This window comes from Variovorax sp. 10L426, assembly GCF_056395305.1.
The window spans coordinates 19304-38199 of the sequence record NZ_JBFTJF010000010.1 but is presented as its reverse complement, the minus strand read 5'-3'; the positions used below and the strand labels follow the sequence as shown (position 1 = coordinate 38199).

Below are 18896 nucleotides of genomic sequence, written 5' to 3'. Positions count from 1 at the left end.
GACGTCCAACAATGGCGTCCAGGCATCCTTTGCCACATTGCCAGGAGACAAAGCCTCATGAATACCGCCACGCAAGCCGCGCATAGCGATGCCGCCGAACGCCGTGCCTACTACGAGCGCATCCGCCCGCTGAACCTCACGCCGCTGTGGGAATCGCTGCACGCCCTGGTGCCGCGCGAACCGCAGACACCTTGCGTACCGGCGCTCTGGCGGTACGACGAGATCCGTCCGCTGCTGATGGAGTCGGCCGAGCTCATTACCGCAGAAGAAGCCGTGCGCCGCGTGTTGGTTCTGGAGAACCCGGCCATCCCGGGCCGTTCGTCGATCACGCAATCGCTCTATGCCGGCCTGCAACTCATCATGCCGGGCGAGGTGGCGCCGTCGCACCGCCATGTGCAGTCTGCCTTGCGCTTCATCGTCGATGGCAAGGGTGCCTACACCACCGTGGCCGGCGAGCGCACCACCATGTACCCGGGCGACTTCATCATCACGCCGTCCTGGGCCTGGCACGACCATGGCAACGAAGGCATCGAAGGCGTGAGCGAGCCGGTGGTCTGGCTCGACGGCCTCGACATCCCGATGCTTCGCTTCTTCGACGCCGGCTTTGCCGAGAACGACGATGCCAAGGTACAGCACGTCGCACGGCCCGAAGGCAACAGCCTCGCGCGCTTCGGCCACAACATGGTGCCTGTGCGGCATGACCACGGTTCGCCGACCTCGCCGATCTTCAACTACCCTTACGCGCGCAGCCGCGAAGCCCTTGCGCAGCTGCAAAAGCAGGAAGCGCCCGACGCCTGGCTGGGCCACAAGCTGCGCTACATCAATCCGCTGACGGGCGGCTCGCCGATGCCCACCATCGCGACCAACCTGCAGTTGCTTCCGGCTGGTTTCGCCGGCAAGACCCATCGCGCGACCGACGGCGCTGTCTACAACGTGGTCGAAGGCCACGGCACGGCCGAGATCGGCGGACAGCGTTTCACCTTCGGCCCGCGCGACACCTTCGTCGTGCCGTCGTGGGCGCCGCTGCGCCTCTCGGCGAGCGAAGACACCGTGCTGTTCAGCTTCTCGGACCGGCCGGTGCAACAGGCCATGGGCATCCTGCGCGAGGCCTTTCTCCAGGATTCCTGATCCTCCGCTGCGCCCCGCAGCATTTTTCCCTGACCCCCCAGATGCCGCATTGGCGGCAGGAGCCTTTCATGTCCTTCGTCGTTTCTCCTCCGGCCGTCGTCGGCCTTCCCATCGCCGGCTCGACCGACTTGTTCCCGGTCCGCCGCGTCTATTGCGTTGGCCGCAACTACGCGGCGCATGCGCGCGAAATGGGCTTCGATCCCGATCGCGAGCCGCCTTTCTTCTTCTGCAAGCCCAATGACGACGCATCGATCGTCCCCGTGGCCGCCGGCAAGACAGCGACCATCCCGTACCCACCGCAGACCGCCAACTATCACTACGAGGCCGAACTGGTCGTCCTGATTGGCAAGGGCGGACGCAACATCGCCGTCGAGGACGCCGCCAGGCACATCTACGGCTACGCCGTGGGCCTGGACATGACGCGCCGCGACCTGCAGATGAAGATGCGCGAGCAAGGCCGCCCGTGGGAAATCGGCAAGGCCTTCGACCTTTCCGCGCCGGTCGGCGCGGTGCGGCCGCTCGCTGATGCGGGAGAGATCACCGAAGGTGCCATCACGCTCGAAGTGGACGGCGAAATTCGCCAGAAGAGCGATCTGCGTCACCTGATCTGGTCGGTCAACGAAGTCATCGCCAATCTGTCGACGCTCTTCGCGCTCCAGCCCGGCGACCTCATCTTCACCGGCACGCCGGAAGGCGTGGGCGCCGTGAAGCCTGGGCAGACCATGAAGGTCCACATCGACGGACTCGAGCCCATCGTCGTTCGCGTCGATTGACGCTCCGAGGGGATACACGGGCCCTCGTAACGTCTGGACACAGCCGGGCGTATCCTTGGGCCCTTTGCTTTTTCAATCCCCTTTCAACTTTATGCACGCATCGAAGAGAGCTCTCCTTGCCGCTGCCTGTGGCCTCGCCGCCGGCGTTCTGCCGCTGGCTTCCATGGCACAGGGCACCGCATGGCCGACCAAGCCCATCCGTCTCGTCGTCGGCTTTCCTGGCGGCTCGACGCCCGACATCGCGGCACGCACCATCGCCGAGCCTCTGGCCAAGGCCCTCGGGCAGCCGGTCATCGTCGACAACAAGCCCGGTGCGTCGGGCAACATCGCGGCGGACTTCGTCGCGAAGGCCACCGACGATCACACCATCGGCATCGTGATCAACGGCAACCTGACCTCGTCGAAGATGCTGTATCCGAAGCTGCCCTATGACCCGGCCAAGGACTTCACTTACCTGTCGCTGATCGCCACCGCACCGCTGATCCTGGTTGCGCCGAACAACCTGCCCGCCGGCGCTGCCTTCTTCGATGCGGCGCGCAAAGGGGGCGACAAATGGAGCTACGGTTCGGTCGGCGTCGGTTCGGTCGGCCATCTGGGCATGGAGTTGCTCAAGAGCCGCGTTCCGGGCCTCAAGGCCGAGCACGTGCCCTACCAGGGCAACCCGCAGGTCGTGACCGGTCTGTTGGGCGATCAGGTGCAGATGGCGCTCATCCCGCCGGGCGTGGCCTGGCCGCAGGTGCATGCCGGCAAGCTCAAGGCGGTCGGCCTCACGAGTGGACGCAGCACGCTGGCACCGGAAGTGCCCTCGCTGTCCGAAGCCGGCGTTCGCGATTTCAACCTCGAAGTCTGGACCGCGCTGCTCGGCCCCGCGAACCTGTCGAAGGCTGCGCAGGCCCGCATCACGAAGGAACTCGCGGTCATCATGAAATCGCCCGAAGTGCGTCAGCGGCTGTTCGATCAGGGCTGGCAGGCAGTCGGTACTTCGCCGGATGGTATGCGCGAGCGCGTGAAGGAAGAGGCGACGATCATGAGTCGGATCATCTCCACGAACGGAATCAAGCTTCAGTAGCTCGCCCCCAGGTTGGCTCACTTCGTGTAGCCGCCCACCCCCTGCCGGGGGCAACACCAACGGCCCGGCAAAGCCGGTTCCGCGGTGTTTCCCTAATGGGCGAACGGCCTGATGTGATGTGGGGCGCCGAACTCAATGGAGAAGCAGATGAATTCGATCTTGCGTGAGCCTGCGCGCGACTTGCCGGTCTTCGGGGAGTACGACGTCGTCGTGGTCGGCGGCGGCCCGGCCGGCATCGCGGCGAGCGTGAGCGCTGCCCGTCATGGCGCGCGCACGCTGCTGGTGGAGCGCTACGGGTTCCTCGGCGGCATGGGCACGGCCGGCGGCGTGACGAACTTCGCGGGCCTCTACGGAAAGCGCGACGGCGAGATGACGCAACTCGTGCACGGCGTGGCCGACGACCTGCTCGCCCGCATCGACGCCATGGGTGGTCTCAACAAGCCGCAGGACGGCATGCAGGGGCGCATCCGCGTGCGTTCGTACGACACCTCGGTCTACAAGTGCGCGGCCGATCAACTGTTGCTGGATGCGGGCGTGCATCTGTTGTTCCACTCGCTGGCGGCCGCGGTGGTCATGGAGGGCGATCGCATCGTCGCGCTCATGGTCGAGACCAAGTCCGGTCGCCAGGCCATCCGTGCCAATGCCTTCATCGACGGCAGCGGCGATGCGGACGTCGCCGCTTTCGCGGGCGTGCCCTTCGCGGTCGGCGACGGCCACGGCAGCGGGCTGTTTCCGTCCACCATGTTCCGCGTCGGCCACGTCGATGCACAGCGCGCGCTGGCGGCTGTGGGCGAATTCAAGGCGATCAACGACCTGATGGCGAAGGCGCGGGAGCGCGACCCGCAGGCCTACCGCTTTCCCCGCGAAGGCGCGATCCTGCGGCCGCAGATCGATCCGCGCGAGTGGCGCGCCAATGTCACGCAGATCCGCAATGCTGAAGGCGGCGCGATGAACGGCGTCGACGCGCGACAGTTGAGTGATGGCGAGGTCGAAGGCCGTCGCCAGATCGGTGAATACTTCCGCTTTCTCAAGGCCGAAGTGCCAGGCTTCGAACAATCGGCCATCGTCGAGATCGCGCCGCAGGTGGGCATCCGCGAAACGCGGCGCATCGAAGGCCTCTATGCGCTGACGGGCGAGGACATCCTGTCGTCGGCGCGCTTCGACGACAGCATCGGCGTCAATGCCTGGCCGATGGAGATGCATGCGGCCGGCAAGATCGAGTGGGCATTCCCCCGCGACGGCAACCGCACCTACAACCAGCTTCCATGGCGCATGCTCGTGCCGCGCGGCGTGGACAACCTGCTGGTCGCCGGCCGTTGCGCCTCGATGACGCATGAGGGCCAGTCGGCGGCACGCGCCAGCGGAGGCTGCTTCGTCATGGGGCAGGCGGCTGGGATCGCCGCGGCGTCGCTGGGCAGCGGCAGTTTTGCGACGGTCGACGTGCCGGCGCTTCAGCGCAAGCTGACCGCGGACGGCGCCGACCTCGATCGCTGACAGGCGCGAGACACCGAGTCGGCGCGCTCTTTGCTATCGTTGTGGGCTCGTTTTTCCGGCGCTCCCCGCGCTCCCCCGATGACCGACCCCACCACCGCCCGCCGACTCGTCGACACGCTCGTCGATCTGATGAGCCTCGAACCCCTGGGCAACGACCGCTTCCTGGCCCAGAGCGAAGACATCGGCACGCCGGCCGTCTTCGGCGGGCAGGTGCTCGGACAGGCGCTGATGGCCGCCTGCCGCACCGTGGGTGCCGAACGCCCGGTGCATTCGATGCATGCCTACTTCCTGCTGCCCGGGGAGCATGCACCCATCGAATACGCGGTCGACCGCGTGCGCGACGGCCGCAGCTTCACGATGCGGCACGTGGTCGCGCGACAGCAGGACCGCGTCATTTTCGAGATGGCAGCTTCGTTCCAGACAGTGGATGAGGGCATCGAGCACCAGCTCCCCATGCCCGAAGCCGCCGGTCCGGAAGGCCTGCCGAGCGAACTGGACCAGCGCATGGCGCTCGGCGACCGCCTGCCCGCGATGTGGCGCCCGAAGGCGCTGATGCCGCACGGCATCGAATACCGCCGCGTCGAGCCCGATGACCTGCTGGCGCCGGCACCTCGATCCTCGGAAAGCGGCGTCTGGATGCGCGCGATCGCCCCGCTGCCGGACGATCCCCTCGTGCATCGCGCCTTGCTGGCCTATGCGTCCGATCACGGACTGTTGCGCGCCGCGATGCTGCCGCACGGCCTGAGCTTCATGAGCGGCCAGGTGCGGCCCGCCAGCCTCGACCATGCGATGTGGTTCCACCGCGATTTCCGCATGGACGAGTGGCTGCTCTACTGCGTCGACTCGCCGAGCGCGAACGGCGCGCGCGGCCTGTGCCGCGGCAGCATCTTCACGCGCGACGGTCGGCTCGTCGCCTCCACGGCGCAGGAAGGCATGCTGCGGATCCGACCCAAGGGAAGCCCCTTGTCGAGCGCCGGGCGCGCGGCACCGATATAACGGGCGCGATGAGTGCCCTGTTCTCTCCCTTCGCCCTCGGTCCCTTGACGCTGCGCAATCGGATCGTCATCGCTCCGATGTGCCAGTACTCCGCCGAAGACGGCAATGCCGTCGACTGGCACATGATCCATCTCGGGCAGCTTGCGCTTTCGGGCGCCGGCTTGCTCACCATCGAGGCGACGGCGGTCGAGGAGATCGGGCGCATCACGCCCGGAGATCTCGGGCTCTATTCCGACGACAACCAGGCAGCGCTGGCGCGCGTGCTGGCCGCGATCCGTCGCTATTCGCGCATCCCGGTCGCCATTCAGCTCGCCCATGCGGGGCGCAAGGCATCGAGCCACACGCCATGGGAAGGCGGTCAATGCCTGACGCCGGACGAAGGCGCATGGCAGACGGTGGCCCCCTCCGCCATTCCGCATGCCCCGGGCGAACCGCCGCCGATGGCGCTCGACACCGAAGGGCTCGCACGCGTGAAGGCGGCCTTCGTGCGTGCGGCGCAGCGTGCGGATGCGCTCGGTCTCGATGCGATCGAGCTGCATGCGGCGCATGGCTACCTGCTGCATCAGTTCCTTTCGCCGCTTGCCAACCAGCGTGACGATGCCTACGGCGGTTCGCTGGAAAACCGCATGCGCTTTCCGCTGGAAGTTTTCGATGCGGTGCGTGCCGCCGTGCCCTCTCGAACGCCCGTCGGCGTGCGAATCTCCGCGACCGACTGGGTCGATGGGGGCTGGGACGTCGAGCAGAGCATCGCCTTTGCCCGGGCGCTCTCGTCGCGCGCCTGCAGCTTCGTGCACGTCTCCTCGGGCGGCGTGTCGCCGCAGCAGAAGATCCCGCTCTCGCCCGGCTACCAGGTGCCGTTGGCCGAGCGGATCAAGGCAGCGGTCGATCTGCCGGTCATTGCCGTCGGCCTCGTCACCGAGCCGTCGCAGGCCGAGGCGATCGTCGCAGCCGGGCAAGCCGACCTGGTGGCGCTGGCGCGGGCGATGCTGTTCGAGCCGCACTGGCCGTGGCGTGCCGCTGCAGAGCTCGGTGCCCAGGTCGAGGCGCCCCCGCAATACTGGCGCTCCCAGCCGCGCGAACTGAAGGCGCTGTTCGGCGACGTCCGCATCGGCCAGCGATAGCCGCCCCGATTGCCGAGGCCGGCGCAGCCAGGCCCGTTCGTGAAACACCGCGGAACCGGCTTCGCCGGGCCGCTGGTGTTGCCCCCGGTAGGGGGTGGGCGGCTACACGAAGTGAGCCAACCTGGGGGCGAGCTACCGGAACGGATTGGCCGTCGCGAACCACAGCCCGATGCCCGTGGCGATGATGAAGGCGCCGTCCGTGACGCCCGCGATCAGGAAGAACAGCGTCTGCAGCGTGTCCTTGAGTTCCGGCTGCCGCGCCGTGCCTTCGAGAAGCTTCGACCCGACGATGCCGATGCCGATGCATGAGCCCACGGCGGCGATGCCGATGAGGAGGGCCACAGCGAGGGGAAGGATGTCGAAGCCGTTCATGATGCTCTTTCGTTGGCCTTGAGATGTCGGCCTGGTTGCTGCCGGCACCACCGCGGTACCGGCTTGCATCCAATGTCGTCGAGCGCGCGCGCAGCGTCGATGACCTCGCAGGTCATGCCGCACAGGAAGCGCGGAATGAATTAAGGTCAGCCTCTCGTCCTTGCGGAGCACCAAGATGTCGCGCTACCTCGGAAGCTGTCACTGCGGAGCCATCCGCTTCGAGATCGAATCGACCATCGATCGCGTGACGCAGTGCAATTGCTCGGTCTGCACCAAGAAGGGCATCCTGCATCACCGCGTCGGCGCGGATCGCTTCCGTCTTCTCTCGGGCGAGGAAAGCCTGGGCACCTATCAGTTCGGAACCATGGTGGCCAAGCATCATTTCTGCAGGCACTGCGGCATCCACACCTTCACGCGCCCGCGAGCCGCACCCGACCTCTACACAGTCAACGTGCGCTGCCTCGACAACTACGACCTGCAGAAAGAGGCCCCCGAAGTCCTGGCATTCGATGGCCGGAACTGGGAGGCCGAAGTCGGCAAGCTCTCCTGAGCGCGCGTCGTCGTCAGCCCGGCAACAGGCGCTTCAGGTAGCGACCCGTATGGCTGGCCTCGTTCGCCGCGATCGCTTCCGGCGTACCGACGCCCACCACCGTGCCGCCGCCGGCACCGCCTTCGGGGCCCATGTCGATGAGCCAGTCGGCGGTCTTGATCACGTCGAGGTTGTGCTCGATGACGACGATCGTGTTGCCCGCGTCACGCAACTGGTGCAGCACCTTGAGCAACAGCTCGATGTCGGCAAAGTGCAGGCCGGTGGTCGGCTCGTCGAGGATGTAAAGCGTGCGGCCGGTGTCGCGCTTGCTGAGTTCGAGCGCGAGCTTCACGCGTTGCGCCTCGCCGCCGGACAGCGTCGTTGCCGCCTGTCCGAGCTTGATGTAGCTCAGGCCGACGTCGAGCAGCGTGCGCAGCTTGCGCTCGATGGTCGGCACGGCCTTGAGAAACTCGTGTGCCGTCTCGACCGTCATGTCGAGGATCTGCGCGATGTTGCGGCCCTTGTACTGAACTTCCAGCGTCTCGCGGTTGTAGCGCTGGCCGTGGCACACCTCGCAAGGAACGTACACGTCGGGCAGGAAGTGCATCTCGACCTTGACGACGCCGTCGCCCTGGCAGGCTTCGCAGCGTCCGCCCGCGACGTTGAAGCTGAAGCGGCCAGGGCCGTAGCCGCGCTCGCGGGCGGTGTTGGTCTCGGCCATCAGCTCGCGGATCGGCGTGAAGAGGCCGGTGTAGGTCGCCGGATTGCTGCGCGGCGTGCGGCCGATGGGCGACTGGTCGACGTTGATGACCTTGTCGAAATATTCGATGCCTTCGATCGCCTCGTGCTCGGCCGGCTCCTCATGGGCGCGATAGAGCGTGCGCGCCACCGCTGCGTAGAGCGTGTCGTTGACCAGCGTCGACTTGCCCGACCCGGACACGCCCGTCACGCAAGTCAGCAGGCCGACCGGGAAGGCCACGTTCACGTTCCTGAGGTTGTTGCCGGTGGCGCCGATGACGCGGATTTCCTGAACGTCGGACTGCGTCGCGAGGTGCGCTGCCTCGCGAGCGGCACGCCGTTCGGCGGCGCCGCTCGGCGGAAAACGTGATGGCTTCTTGCCTTCGTCGAAGGCCGGCTTGGTGACCACGGGCAGCCACGGCGTGCGGCGCACGGGGACGGCAATCTTCTTGACGCCCGAGAGGTATTGCCCTGTCAGCGAATCCGGACTGGCTGCCACTTGCGCGTAGGTCCCCTGCGCCATCACGCGCCCGCCGTGAACGCCGGCCCCGGGCCCCATGTCGATCACGTGGTCGGCCGCGTGGATCATGTCCTCGTCGTGCTCGACCACGATCACGCTGTTGCCAATGTCGCGCAGATGCTTCAGCGTGCCGATAAGCCGATCGTTGTCCCGCTGGTGCAGGCCGATGCTCGGCTCGTCGAGCACGTACATCACGCCGGTGAGCCCCGAGCCGATCTGCGAGGCGAGCCGGATGCGCTGCGCCTCGCCGCCGGACAGCGTCTCGGCGCTGCGGTCCAGGCTCAGGTAGTTGAGGCCCACGTCGTTCAGGAACTTCAGTCGCAGTCCGATCTCGCGCACCACCTTGTCGGCGATTTCCGCCTTGGCGCCACGCAGGTGCAAGTCCTGGAAGTACGCAAAGCTCTCGCGCAGCGTGGCGCGGCTGATCTCGTAGATCGCCATGCGGCGGGGCTCCGCACCGGTCTCGTCGACCAGGAAGACGTTGCGCGCCTCGCGACGCAGACGCGTGCCGTGGCAGTCGGGGCAGGGCTGCATGTTGCGGAAACGCGAGAGGTCTTCGCGCACCATCGTCGAATCGGTCTCGCGATAGCGCCGCTCCATGTTCGGGATGATCCCTTCGAAGGGATGCTTGCGCACCAGCTTCTTGCCGGCCTGCTGGCCGCTGTCCATCACATAGGTGAACTTGATCTCTTCCTGCGCCGAGCCCTGCAGCACCGTCTGCTGGACCGAAGCAGGAAGCGATTCGAAGGGTGTGTCGATGTCGAACTTGTAGTGCTTCGCCACGCTCTCCAGCATGCTGAAGTAATAGCCGTTGCGGCGGTCCCAGCCCTTCACGGCACCGCTGGCGAGGCTCAGCGACGGAAACGCGACCACGCGTGCCGGGTCGAAGAACTCGCGATGGCCGAGGCCGTCGCAGCTCGGACATGCACCCACGGGCGAGTTGAAGGAGAACAGGCGCGGTTCGAGTTCGGCCAGCGAGTAGTGGCAGATCGGGCAGGCGAACTTCGCGTTGAACAGGTGCTCGCGCGCAGCCGGTGGCGTGCTCGTTTCGGATGCGGGCGCGTCCATCTCCAACGCGATCGCGCGGCCGTCAGCCAATCGCAGCGCGGCCTCGAAGCTCTCGGCGAGTCGCTGCTGCATGTCGGGGCGTGCACGCAGGCGATCGATCACCACGTCGATGTCGTGCTTCTCGGTCTTCTTGAGCTTGGGCAGGTCGTTGTATTCATAGGTCTGCCCGTCGACCCGGAAGCGGATGTAGCCATGCGCCTGCATCTCGGCGAAGAGTTCGAGGAATTCGCCCTTTTTCTCGCGGGCCACGGGGGCCAGGATCATCAAGCGCGGCTCGTTGGGGATGGCGAGCACCGCATCCACCATCTGCGACACCGTCTGCGCCTGCAGCGGCAGATCGTGATCGGGGCAGTAGGGCGTACCGGCGCGCGCGTACAGCAGCCGCAGGTAGTCATGAATCTCGGTGACCGTGCCGACGGTCGAGCGCGGGTTGTGGCTGGTCGCCTTCTGCTCGATGCTGATCGCCGGGGAGAGCCCTTCGATCACGTCGACGTCGGGCTTGTCCATCAACTGCAGGAACTGCCGCGCATAGGCGGACAGGCTCTCCACGTAACGGCGCTGGCCCTCGGCGTAGAGCGTGTCGAACGCCAGGCTCGATTTGCCCGAACCGGACAGGCCGGTGATCACCACCAGCCTGTTGCGCGGAATGTCGAGGTCGACGTTCTTGAGGTTGTGGGTGCGCGCGCCGCGGATGCTGATGCGTTGCTGCGCGAGCACGGCGCCGAGGTAGGCGTCATCGGAGGGGGAATTCACGGGGCGGTCGGTTTTGGGCAACCGGACATGATAAATGCCCGCGTGTTTCAGGGCTTGGCGGGGGATTCGCCCGGCCCGAGCGGGTCGTCCGGGTCCGGCGGCACCAGCGGGCCGATTGCCATCGTCAGCATGTGTTCGGCCAGCGATTCGTAGAGCGGCCTGCTGATCATCCGTGAGACCAGGCTGGCCAGCATGGCGCAGGCCATGAGGCTCAGGACCATCGAGTGGCCGTCGACCATTTCCATCACGATGATGAAGGCTGTCAGCGGCGCCTGCGTCACGGCGGCCAGGAAGCCGGCCATGCCCATGGCGATCAGCGCCGGACCGAGTCCCGGCCCCGCGAGTCGCGCGATCCCTTCGCCGATGCCGGCGCCGATCGAGAGCGCCGGTGCGAAGATTCCGCCGGGCACACCGCACCAGGCGGTCAGCCAGGTCGCGATGAACTTGAGCAGCGTGTAAAGCGGCGTGAGTTCGTCATGCCCCGCCAGCATTTGCTTGACCGTTTCCGAGCCCGAACCGAAGGTCGCGCCATTCGTCGCGAGGCCGATCACCGCAACCGCGAGACCGCCGACGGCGGCAAAGCGAATGGGCCAGCGTGCACGAAGACGGTTCAGTCGCTGGGGTGCGCCGGTCAGCGAGGCTGCCAACAGCCTCGAGAAGAGGCCACCGCCCACGCCAGTCATCAGGGCCACCATCAGGCCCGGCCCCATCACTTCCCAGCCGAAGCTTGGCACCTTGATGATCCCGAAGTAGCTGAGATTGCCGAAGGCGGATACCGCGACCAGGCCCGCCAGCACGATGGCCGTGATGATCAGGCCGCTCGCCCGTGCTTCGATGCGGCCCGACAGTTCCTCGATCGCGAACACCACGCCCGCGAGCGGTGCATTGAAGGCAGCCGCGATCCCGGCCGCACCCCCGGCAAGGAGGAGACCGCGCGCATCGATTGTCGTGCGAGGCGAAAGCCAACGGCGCGCGTGCTGCATGACGCCGGCGGCGACCTGCACGGCAGGGCCTTCGCGCCCAATCGAGAGGCCGGCCGCAAAGCCCGCCACAGCCAGTCCGATCTTGGCGACGGTGAGCCTGAGCGCCACGAACTGGCTTCGTTCTTCAGGCGAGAGGGCCGGATTCAGCGCCGCCTTGACCTGCGGGATGCCCGAGCCTCGCGCACCAGGCGCCCAGCGCCGTGTCGCCCAGACGATCGCGGCCGTGACGGCAGGCGTCCAGACCAGGACAGCCCATGGGTAGGACCGGTACAGGCCGAGGAACAGCGCGAAGGCCCGATCGCTTGCAATGGTGAAGACCACCACGAACAGGCCTGCTGCGATCGCGTAGCCGAGAACGATGGCCCGATCGAGCCACATACGTCCGCTCGACAGCTCGGCGCGCAGGTTCTCGAAGAAGTCGGGTTCGCGATTCATTGAAGTGCGTCATTGTCTCAGCGGTCGTGTGCGGCACAGGAACAGTGTCCGCGACCGCGTTTTTCTACTTTCAGTCTAGGAAACGTCTGAAAAGGAGCCGCGAAAGCGGTGTAGTACTACAGATTGCAAATGGCGCCGCTATGCTTCGCGCCTTTCGATCCGTGGGGCCTGCATTTCAGGGCGCCCGAGGAAGCCTCTCCACACTGTCACGAGGCCATCGAAACGACCGCGAATCGGCGGAACGAATCGAACGGCTTCTGTGGGGAGGTCCCATCCAGGATCGGTATCAACACAGGGGAAAAGTTATGCAATCAGTAGTCGTCGTGGACGACCATCCGGCCATTCGACTGGCCGTGCGCACGGCCTTGGAGGCCGCTGGCCAGTTCGAAGTCGTTGGCGAGGCCAGCGATGGCCCGTCGGCACTGGCCGTCATCCGCGAGCGCCAGCCGAAGCTGGTGATCCTCGATCTCGATCTGCCGCGCTTGAACGGTCTCGATGTGATCGAGCGCGTGAGAAAACTGCACCGCGACACGAAGCTTCTGGTGCTCTCCGGGCAACAGGAATCGATCTTCGGTGCACGGGCGGTGAAGGCCGGGGCCAACGCATTCATCAGCAAGACCGAGGACTTGCAGCGCCTGATCCAGGCGGCCCACACTGTCCTCGCCGGCTACAGCATGTTCGCGACCTCGGTCCTGGCTTCGCAATCGGCGATTGCGGACAGCACGCGAACGGGCTCCTTGATCAAGAGTCTTTCCGATCGGGAATTGACCGTGCTGCAATACCTGGCCCGCGGCCTGAGCAACAAGGAAATCGCCGAGACGCTTCTGATCAGCAACAAGACCATCAGCGGCTACAAGGCGCGAATCTTTCAAAAGCTGGGCATCTCCAGCCTCGTGGAACTGGTGGATTTTTCGCGAGCTCATCAACTCGTGGCGTGACAGGCGCGGGCGGAACTCAGGTTGGCGGGCGGGTGAATTCGGCGGCGCGAGCGAGCACTGCAACGAGCTCATCCCTCGCTGATCGATAGGCCTCGCGGGTGGCCATTCTGAGTTGCGCTTCGTCATCTGCACGCATGTGTTCGACAGCCTGGAAGGCCGTGACCGCATCGTCCTCGTCGAGCTGGTGGCAGGCCGAGCTCAGCCGATGGGCCAACTTTCGAAGCTTGATGTAGTCGTCGGCCTCGGCCGCCCGGTCCATCGCCTTCATGTCCTCCTCGGTGGCCGCCACGAAGATGCCGACCAGCTCCGCGACCTTGCCGATGTCACCACCGCACAAATCCGACAATTGCGCATAGGGTGCCACCTGGGTGGGTTTCGCGCCATCGAGGGCGCCAGGTGTCATTCCTGTCGCTTGCTTCGGCTTCTGCGACATAACCGTGACCAGCGCATCACGCAGATCGTTCAGCTGCAGCGGCTTGGACAGATAGGCATCCATCCCCAACGCCAGACAGCGCTCGGCTTCGCCCTGCAGCGCATTGGCCGTCAACGCGATGATCGGCAGTCCTGGCAGACCTTGCGCCGACTCCCGCTCGCGCAAGCGCGTGGTGAGCTCATAGCCGTCGAGCCGTGGCATGTGGCAATCCGTCAGCAGCAACGCATAGTCCGCTCCGGGCGCCATCAGCATCTCCCACGCCTCCTGCCCATCCAGCGCGCAGTCGCAAGCGCAGCCGAGCTTGAAGAGCTGCCTTGTGATGACCTCGCGATTGATCGGATGATCCTCGGCCAGCAGCACCTTGTAGCCGAGATCGCCCGGCGCAACGTCATACCCGGCCTTCGCCGCGCCGACGACTGCGTGAGGCGCGGCGCTGCGCCCCGGCACCGGGCCGACGCTCGGAATCCACGCCCGCAGAGGCAGGGTCACGATGAAGCGGCTGCCCACGCCCGGCGTGCTTTCGCAGCGCACGCTGCCGTGCATCAACTCCACCAACTGCTTGACGATGGACAACCCCAGGCCCGTGCCGCCGTAGCGCCGCGTGGTGGCCACGTCGGCTTGCTTGAAAGGTTGGAACAGCGACTTCGTGAAGCGCGGGTCGATGCCGATGCCGGTGTCCTCGACGGTCAGCTCCACCAGGCCGCTCGTTGTCTGCCGCGCCTCGACCCGCACGCGGCCCTGCTGCGTGAACTTGACGGCATTGCCGATCAGATTCGTCAGCACCTGCCGCAGGCGCACCGAGTCGCCGACGACGTACTGTGGAATTGCCGTATCGACATGGAACTCCAAGCCGATCGCCTTGCGTGTCGTCGGCGCGGCGAAGGTCGCGCAGACGTCGTCGACGAGCCCTGCCAATGAAAGCGGACGGCTTTCCAGGGCGAGCATGCGCGCCTCGATCTTCGAGAAGTCCAGGATGTCGTTGATGATCGTGAGCAGCGAGACCGACGACTCGCGGCAGCGCATCAGCATGTTTCGCTGGTCCTCCGTGAGCGACGTATCGATGACCAGGTCTATCATCCCGAGCACGCCGTTGAGGGGGGTGCGGACCTCGTGGCTCATCATGGCGAGGAAGTGGGCCTTGGCGTCAACCGCCGCTCGCGCTTCTTCGGCCTTGGTCACCAGGTTCGCCTTCAGCGCTTCTTCATCCGTGATGTCCTTCGCGATGCCGGTGAAATCAATGACGACCGAGTCCGCCTCATCCCGCACCGCCATGTTGCCCCGCACCTCGATCACGCGAATGGCCCCACTGGGTCTGCACACGCGGTACTGTTCGCTATAGACCTCCAGGCGCTCATCGAACATCTGCGTCAGCTTTGCGAGCACTCTTTGAAAGTCTTCCGGATGAACGAGCGTGCCCAGCTTCCGCCAAGTGAAGGCTTCTTCGTCTGCATGGTCGCCGATCCCCAGGATCTCGCGAATCTTTTCATCCGCGGCGATCACGGTTTCCCGAAATGCGGGATCGGTCAGGTCCGCATGCTTGGGCAGCCTGATGATCGAGTGCCACACTCCCAGCCCGCCGATGGCCAAGGCCAGTTCGAGGTCGATCCGTGATTGCTCGAGTTCGGCGAGTACGCGGTCCGCGTGCAACTTCGCCTCGCTGAGTTCGAGTTCACTCTGGCGGCGCTCGGTGATGTCGCGGTTGACGCCGATCAGGTAGTCCTCGCTCGCGCGCACGCGATCGGGCGATGAGAAGCCCTCCGCCCACCGCACCTCGCCCGAGTCGTCGATGACGCGGAATTCGTAGTTGGCAACCTCCTTGCGGGCGCGCCCGAGGTCGATGCGGTTCCGGACCTCGTCCAGGTCGTCGGGGTGAAACCTGGCGAAGACCGAAGCGATGTCATGGTCGCTGTCTTTCATGCCAAGGATCTGGCGGGCGCGTGCGTCGGCGCGGATCTCGCCCGTGGCGACGTTCCATTCCCAGAATCCCATGCGGGCTGCATCCAGGGCGATGCCCAGGCGCACGTTGGCGTCTTCGAGTTGGCGCTGTATCGCCTTCTCGGCAGTGACGTCCAGGGCCACGCCGACGATGCCGCGCAGATTCCCGTGGCGGTCGTACACCGGCTGCTTGCGGGCCTGGATGTTGCGCATGGCCCCCCGAATGACGAACTCCTCGTCATAGGTGCGGGCCATGCCGGAAGCCATCAGCTCCCGGTCCTGGGCCACGAACCTTTCATGAAGTTGGGGCCCGAAGAGCTCCCGGTCGGTCTTGCCGACGGAGGCGTCCGGATCAAGGTTGAAGGCGCAACTGAATTCGGCGTTGAAAAGTTGATAGCGGAACTGGGTGTCCTTGAAGAACACGACGTGCGGCACGGCGTCCACGATCGCGCGAAGTTCGTCATCCCTATGCTGGAGGCCGCGCAGCCGGATGATCTGCAGTGCCGACAGGCTCACGATGCACAGCGAGATCAAGGCGACCCAGAACCAGTGCAATTGGATGGACATGGACTGGCCGAACAAATAGCTCGCCGCGGCCAGAAGGCCGGTCAAGACCATCGTGGCGGCACCGCCACGGTCGACTCTTTGCGTGACTCTACTGATTGGGGTTGCCATGAGGGCCTCCGCGCTGAAGGAACGAATACAGCCGGGCTGATTCGTCGACCCAGTGCTGTTGACAGGGCGTATGTCAGCTCGCCGGAAGGCATTCTTGCCGATGTCTTCGTCCAGCATTTTGAGCCGCAGGCGCGGCGGCGTCGGGGGGCCAAGGCGACGCGCGAGGTCTTTTCTTTGACCGGTAGACCTAAAGATCTAAACTTTAGCCTCTTCGAAATCATTAAAACAGTGCACGCGCAATGCGTAGTGCACAAGGGAAGCTACATGTCTGTCTTGATCACTGCGGCCTTGGCTCGCGGCGCCGTTGCGCGCGGCGCGCCGGACCGGAGCGCGCTCCATTCCTCGTTCCACCGGAACACCGCCTCCTCCAACTTTGCATCTCCCGATTGCGCTCGCGGACCTCTGTCCGTGGTCGCTTCGGACTGACCACCGCCGAGTCGTCATGTCTCGCATTGCCGCCAAGCGGCGGGTCGGTGTGCTCGCCTATACGTTGCGCACGCGCGAATTTGCGCGTCGCGTTTTTCGCTCGCTCGGGTATGCGCCGCGCGTGTTCCTGGGTCTCGACGAACTCGCGGCCATGGGGTCCGATGCGTCCACGCTGGACATGTTGCTCCTCGGAGACGTGCCCCCGGCGGATACGCACGGACGCGTCTTCGAGAGAGTCCGTGAGGTCGTCGGTCCGAGCGTTCCGGTGTTCCATGTCGAAATGCAGAAGCCTGTCTGCCTGGATGCGCTCGTCGCACTGAATGGCGTGGTCACCGCCTCGCCCCGGTTCTTCGGCGATCTCTTCCTGGACATCCGCTCCTTCCTCGATGCTGTCGGACTGGAGCAGCCTCGGCCTCTCCTTTCCTGGGGCGAGTATTCGTTTGACCCGGTTCGCACCGTGGTCGCTTTCGCGAACCGCGAGACCCGCCTCGATGCTGTCGCTTTCGATATCGCCCTGGAGTTGTTCTTTCACGCCGGCAAGACCGTCACGAAGAGCGCGCTGCTGCTGATGCTGCCGTCGAATGAGGAAGGCGAGACGCGGTTCCGGATCGACAGTATCGGGAGCGTGATCAAGGAACTGCGATCTTCGCTCCGATTGCGCGACCTTCACGGGTGGCGACTTGAAACCCTCCCGTACGCCGGCTACCGTCTGATGCGTGCAGGAATACCGCCCCGGACGAGGGAACCCAGCCGCGGCGAGTTAGACTCGATCGCTTTCGCGAACCCGCGAACCACGGAATTACTGGCATCTCCCAGGGGCAGTACATATGGCATCGGTCAATAAAGTCATCCTCGTCGGCAATCTCGGACGAGATCCGGAAACGCGCACCTTCCCGAGCGGCGATCAGGTCTGCAACGCGACCTTGGCCACCACTGACAAGTGGAAGGACAAGCAAAGCGGCGAAATGCGCGAGGCCACCGAGTGGCACCGTCTCGTGTTCAACGGCCGGCTCGCCGAAATCGCCGCCCAGTACCTGCGCAAGGGCTCGCAGATCTACGTCGAAGGCCAGATTCGTACCCGCAAGTACACCGACAAGGATGGCGTCGAGAAGTACGCCACCGACATCCGCGTCGATCAGATGCAGATGCTCGGCAGCCGCCAGGGACAGGGCGCCCCGTCGGGCGACGACGACGGTGGCTACTCGCAAGGCGGCGGCTACTCGCGTCCGCCTGCTGCGGCGGCACCCCGTGCACCCGCGCCCGCACCGCGCCAGGCGCCCTCGAAGTCGTCCTCGGGCTTCGACGACATGGACGACGACATTCCGTTCTGACCCGGGCTCGATCAGGTCCCGACAAAAAGGGCCGGCTGCCGAAAGGAGCCGGCCCTTTGTGCTTTGTGTCTTGTCCTGTCCTTGTGTATGACGGATCGAAGCGAGTGCGCTTGCTCAGAACCCTTCAAGAATGACCTTGCCTTGCGCCTTGCCGCTTTCGATGAGCGCATGAGCCTTGCGCAGGTTCACCGCGTTGATCGTGCCGAAATTGGCGTTGACCGTGGTGCGGATGCGGCCGGCGTCGACCAGTTGCGCGACTTCGGCCAGCAGTTCGCCCTGGCGCTCCATGTCCGGCGTCTCGAACCTCGAACGCGTGAACATCAATTCCCAGTGCAGCGAGATGCACTTCGTCTTGAGTGCCATCGCATTCAACTCCGGCATGTCGTCGATCACCGCGAGCTGGCCTTGGGGCTTGAGGCTTTCGATGATCTGCGCGTAGTGTTGCTGGGTCTGCGTCAGGCTCGCCACCATGTCGACCTCGCCGAGGCCCGCAGCCTTCAGCTCCGCGGCCAGCGGCTTCGAATGGTCGATCACCGCGTGTGCGCCCAGCGCCAGGCACCATTGGTGCGTCTCGGGGCGTGATGCCGTCGCAATCACTCGCAACTGAGTAAGCTGGCGCGCCAGCTGAATCAGGATGGAGCCGACCCCGCCGGCGCCGCCGGTGATGAGGAGGGTCTGGCCCGCGCCGCCGCCCTTGGGCACGCGCAAGCGGTCGAAAAGCAACTCGTACGCCGTGATCGTGGTGAGCGGCAATGCCGCCGCCTGCGCGTCGTCGAGGCTCCGGGGCGCCAGCGCGGCGATGCGTTCGTCGACGGCATGCAGTTCGCTGTTGGCGCCTGGCCGAGTGATCGAGCCGGCGTAGTACACGCGATCGCCCGGCTTGAAATTCGTGACCTCCGGGCCAATGGCCTCGACGGTGCCGACGGCGTCCCAGCCCAGCACCTTCGCATGGCCGGCCTCCGGGGCGACGCCCTTGCGCACCTTCGTGTCGACCGGGTTCACGGAGATCGACTTCACCCTCACGAGCAGATCGCGCAGATGTGCTTCGGGAGCCGGCAGGTCGAGATCCTCGAGCGCGGCGGGGTTGTCGATAGGGAGTGGTTGGCGGTAGCCGACGGCTTTCATGGAAGTCCCTTCAGTGAAATGATCGCGTGAATGTAGGTGCACAAGCCGGCGCTG

At 65.5% G+C, this 18896-nt stretch carries 15 protein-coding genes; 10 read left to right on the top strand and 5 right to left on the bottom strand.

All coding sequences use genetic code 11. The annotated features are described in order from the left end of the window. The first annotated feature begins 57 nt into the window (after positions 1-57). From gtdA to AC1DHL_RS15805, 6 genes are all read left to right on the top strand, one after another. Positions 58-1128, top strand: a complete 1071-nt coding sequence (gtdA, locus tag AC1DHL_RS15830) for a gentisate 1,2-dioxygenase (protein ID WP_478099959.1) — start codon at positions 58-60, stop codon at positions 1126-1128. 68 nt (positions 1129-1196) lie between these two features. Beyond that, positions 1197-1901: a fumarylacetoacetate hydrolase family protein gene (locus AC1DHL_RS15825; protein WP_478099961.1), complete on the top strand. Its 705-nt coding sequence runs from the start codon at positions 1197-1199 to the stop codon at positions 1899-1901. A gap of 91 nt (positions 1902-1992) precedes the next feature. Then, complete coding sequence (locus tag AC1DHL_RS15820) at positions 1993-2970, top strand: Bug family tripartite tricarboxylate transporter substrate binding protein (protein ID WP_478162565.1); 978 nt, start codon at positions 1993-1995, stop codon at positions 2968-2970. 147 nt (positions 2971-3117) lie between these two features. Further along, entirely contained in the window at positions 3118-4464 is a 1347-nt protein-coding gene (locus tag AC1DHL_RS15815; RefSeq protein ID WP_478162564.1) for an FAD-dependent oxidoreductase, read from the top strand. A gap of 78 nt (positions 4465-4542) precedes the next feature. Then, positions 4543-5460 (top strand): acyl-CoA thioesterase, encoded by a 918-nt coding sequence (locus tag AC1DHL_RS15810; RefSeq protein WP_478162563.1) that lies wholly within the window; start codon positions 4543-4545, stop codon positions 5458-5460. 8 nt (positions 5461-5468) lie between these two features. Next, positions 5469-6581, top strand: coding sequence for an NADH:flavin oxidoreductase/NADH oxidase (locus AC1DHL_RS15805; protein WP_478162562.1), 1113 nt, complete (start codon positions 5469-5471; stop codon positions 6579-6581). Positions 6582-6713: 132 nt separating this feature from the next. Here AC1DHL_RS15805 and atpE read toward each other — a convergent pair whose 3' ends face one another. Further along, positions 6714-6953 (bottom strand): F0F1 ATP synthase subunit C, encoded by a 240-nt coding sequence (gene atpE, locus AC1DHL_RS15800; RefSeq protein ID WP_478099971.1) that lies wholly within the window; start codon positions 6951-6953, stop codon positions 6714-6716. 175 nt (positions 6954-7128) lie between these two features. On the opposite strand from atpE, the gene AC1DHL_RS15795 reads away from it, so the two are divergent. Then, the gene (locus AC1DHL_RS15795; RefSeq protein WP_478099973.1) at positions 7129-7503 is read left to right on the top strand and encodes a GFA family protein; all 375 of its coding nucleotides are present in this window, start codon (positions 7129-7131) and stop codon (positions 7501-7503) included. Positions 7504-7516: 13 nt separating this feature from the next. Here AC1DHL_RS15795 and uvrA read toward each other — a convergent pair whose 3' ends face one another. Continuing rightward, entirely contained in the window at positions 7517-10561 is a 3045-nt protein-coding gene (gene uvrA, locus AC1DHL_RS15790; RefSeq protein WP_478162561.1) for an excinuclease ABC subunit UvrA, read from the bottom strand. Positions 10562-10608: 47 nt separating this feature from the next. Continuing rightward, positions 10609-11979: a chloride channel protein gene (locus AC1DHL_RS15785; RefSeq protein WP_478162560.1), complete on the bottom strand. Its 1371-nt coding sequence runs from the start codon at positions 11977-11979 to the stop codon at positions 10609-10611. Between the two features lie 305 nt (positions 11980-12284). Here AC1DHL_RS15785 and AC1DHL_RS15780 point away from each other — a divergent pair, with 305 nt between their 5' ends. Continuing rightward, positions 12285-12917: a response regulator gene (locus AC1DHL_RS15780; RefSeq protein ID WP_478162559.1), complete on the top strand. Its 633-nt coding sequence runs from the start codon at positions 12285-12287 to the stop codon at positions 12915-12917. A 16-nt stretch (positions 12918-12933) separates the two neighbouring features. On the opposite strand, the gene AC1DHL_RS15775 is transcribed toward AC1DHL_RS15780, so the two are convergent. Further along, entirely contained in the window at positions 12934-15960 is a 3027-nt protein-coding gene (locus tag AC1DHL_RS15775) for a PAS domain-containing hybrid sensor histidine kinase/response regulator (protein WP_478162558.1), read from the bottom strand. A gap of 442 nt (positions 15961-16402) precedes the next feature. Here AC1DHL_RS15775 and AC1DHL_RS15770 point away from each other — a divergent pair, with 442 nt between their 5' ends. Both AC1DHL_RS15770 and ssb read left to right on the top strand, forming a co-directional pair. Next, entirely contained in the window at positions 16403-17230 is an 828-nt protein-coding gene (locus AC1DHL_RS15770; RefSeq protein WP_478099982.1) for a hypothetical protein, read from the top strand. After that, positions 17214-17717 (top strand): single-stranded DNA-binding protein, encoded by a 504-nt coding sequence (gene ssb / locus AC1DHL_RS15765; protein ID WP_478099984.1) that lies wholly within the window; start codon positions 17214-17216, stop codon positions 17715-17717. The genes AC1DHL_RS15770 and ssb overlap by 17 nt, the downstream gene beginning before the upstream one ends. Before the next feature lie 114 nt (positions 17718-17831). On the opposite strand, the gene AC1DHL_RS15760 is transcribed toward ssb, so the two are convergent. Then, positions 17832-18842 carry a zinc-binding alcohol dehydrogenase family protein gene (locus AC1DHL_RS15760; protein WP_478162557.1) on the bottom strand — a complete coding sequence of 337 codons (1011 nt, stop codon included), beginning with the start codon at positions 18840-18842 and terminating at the stop codon, positions 17832-17834. Between the last annotated feature and the right edge of the window lie 54 nt (positions 18843-18896).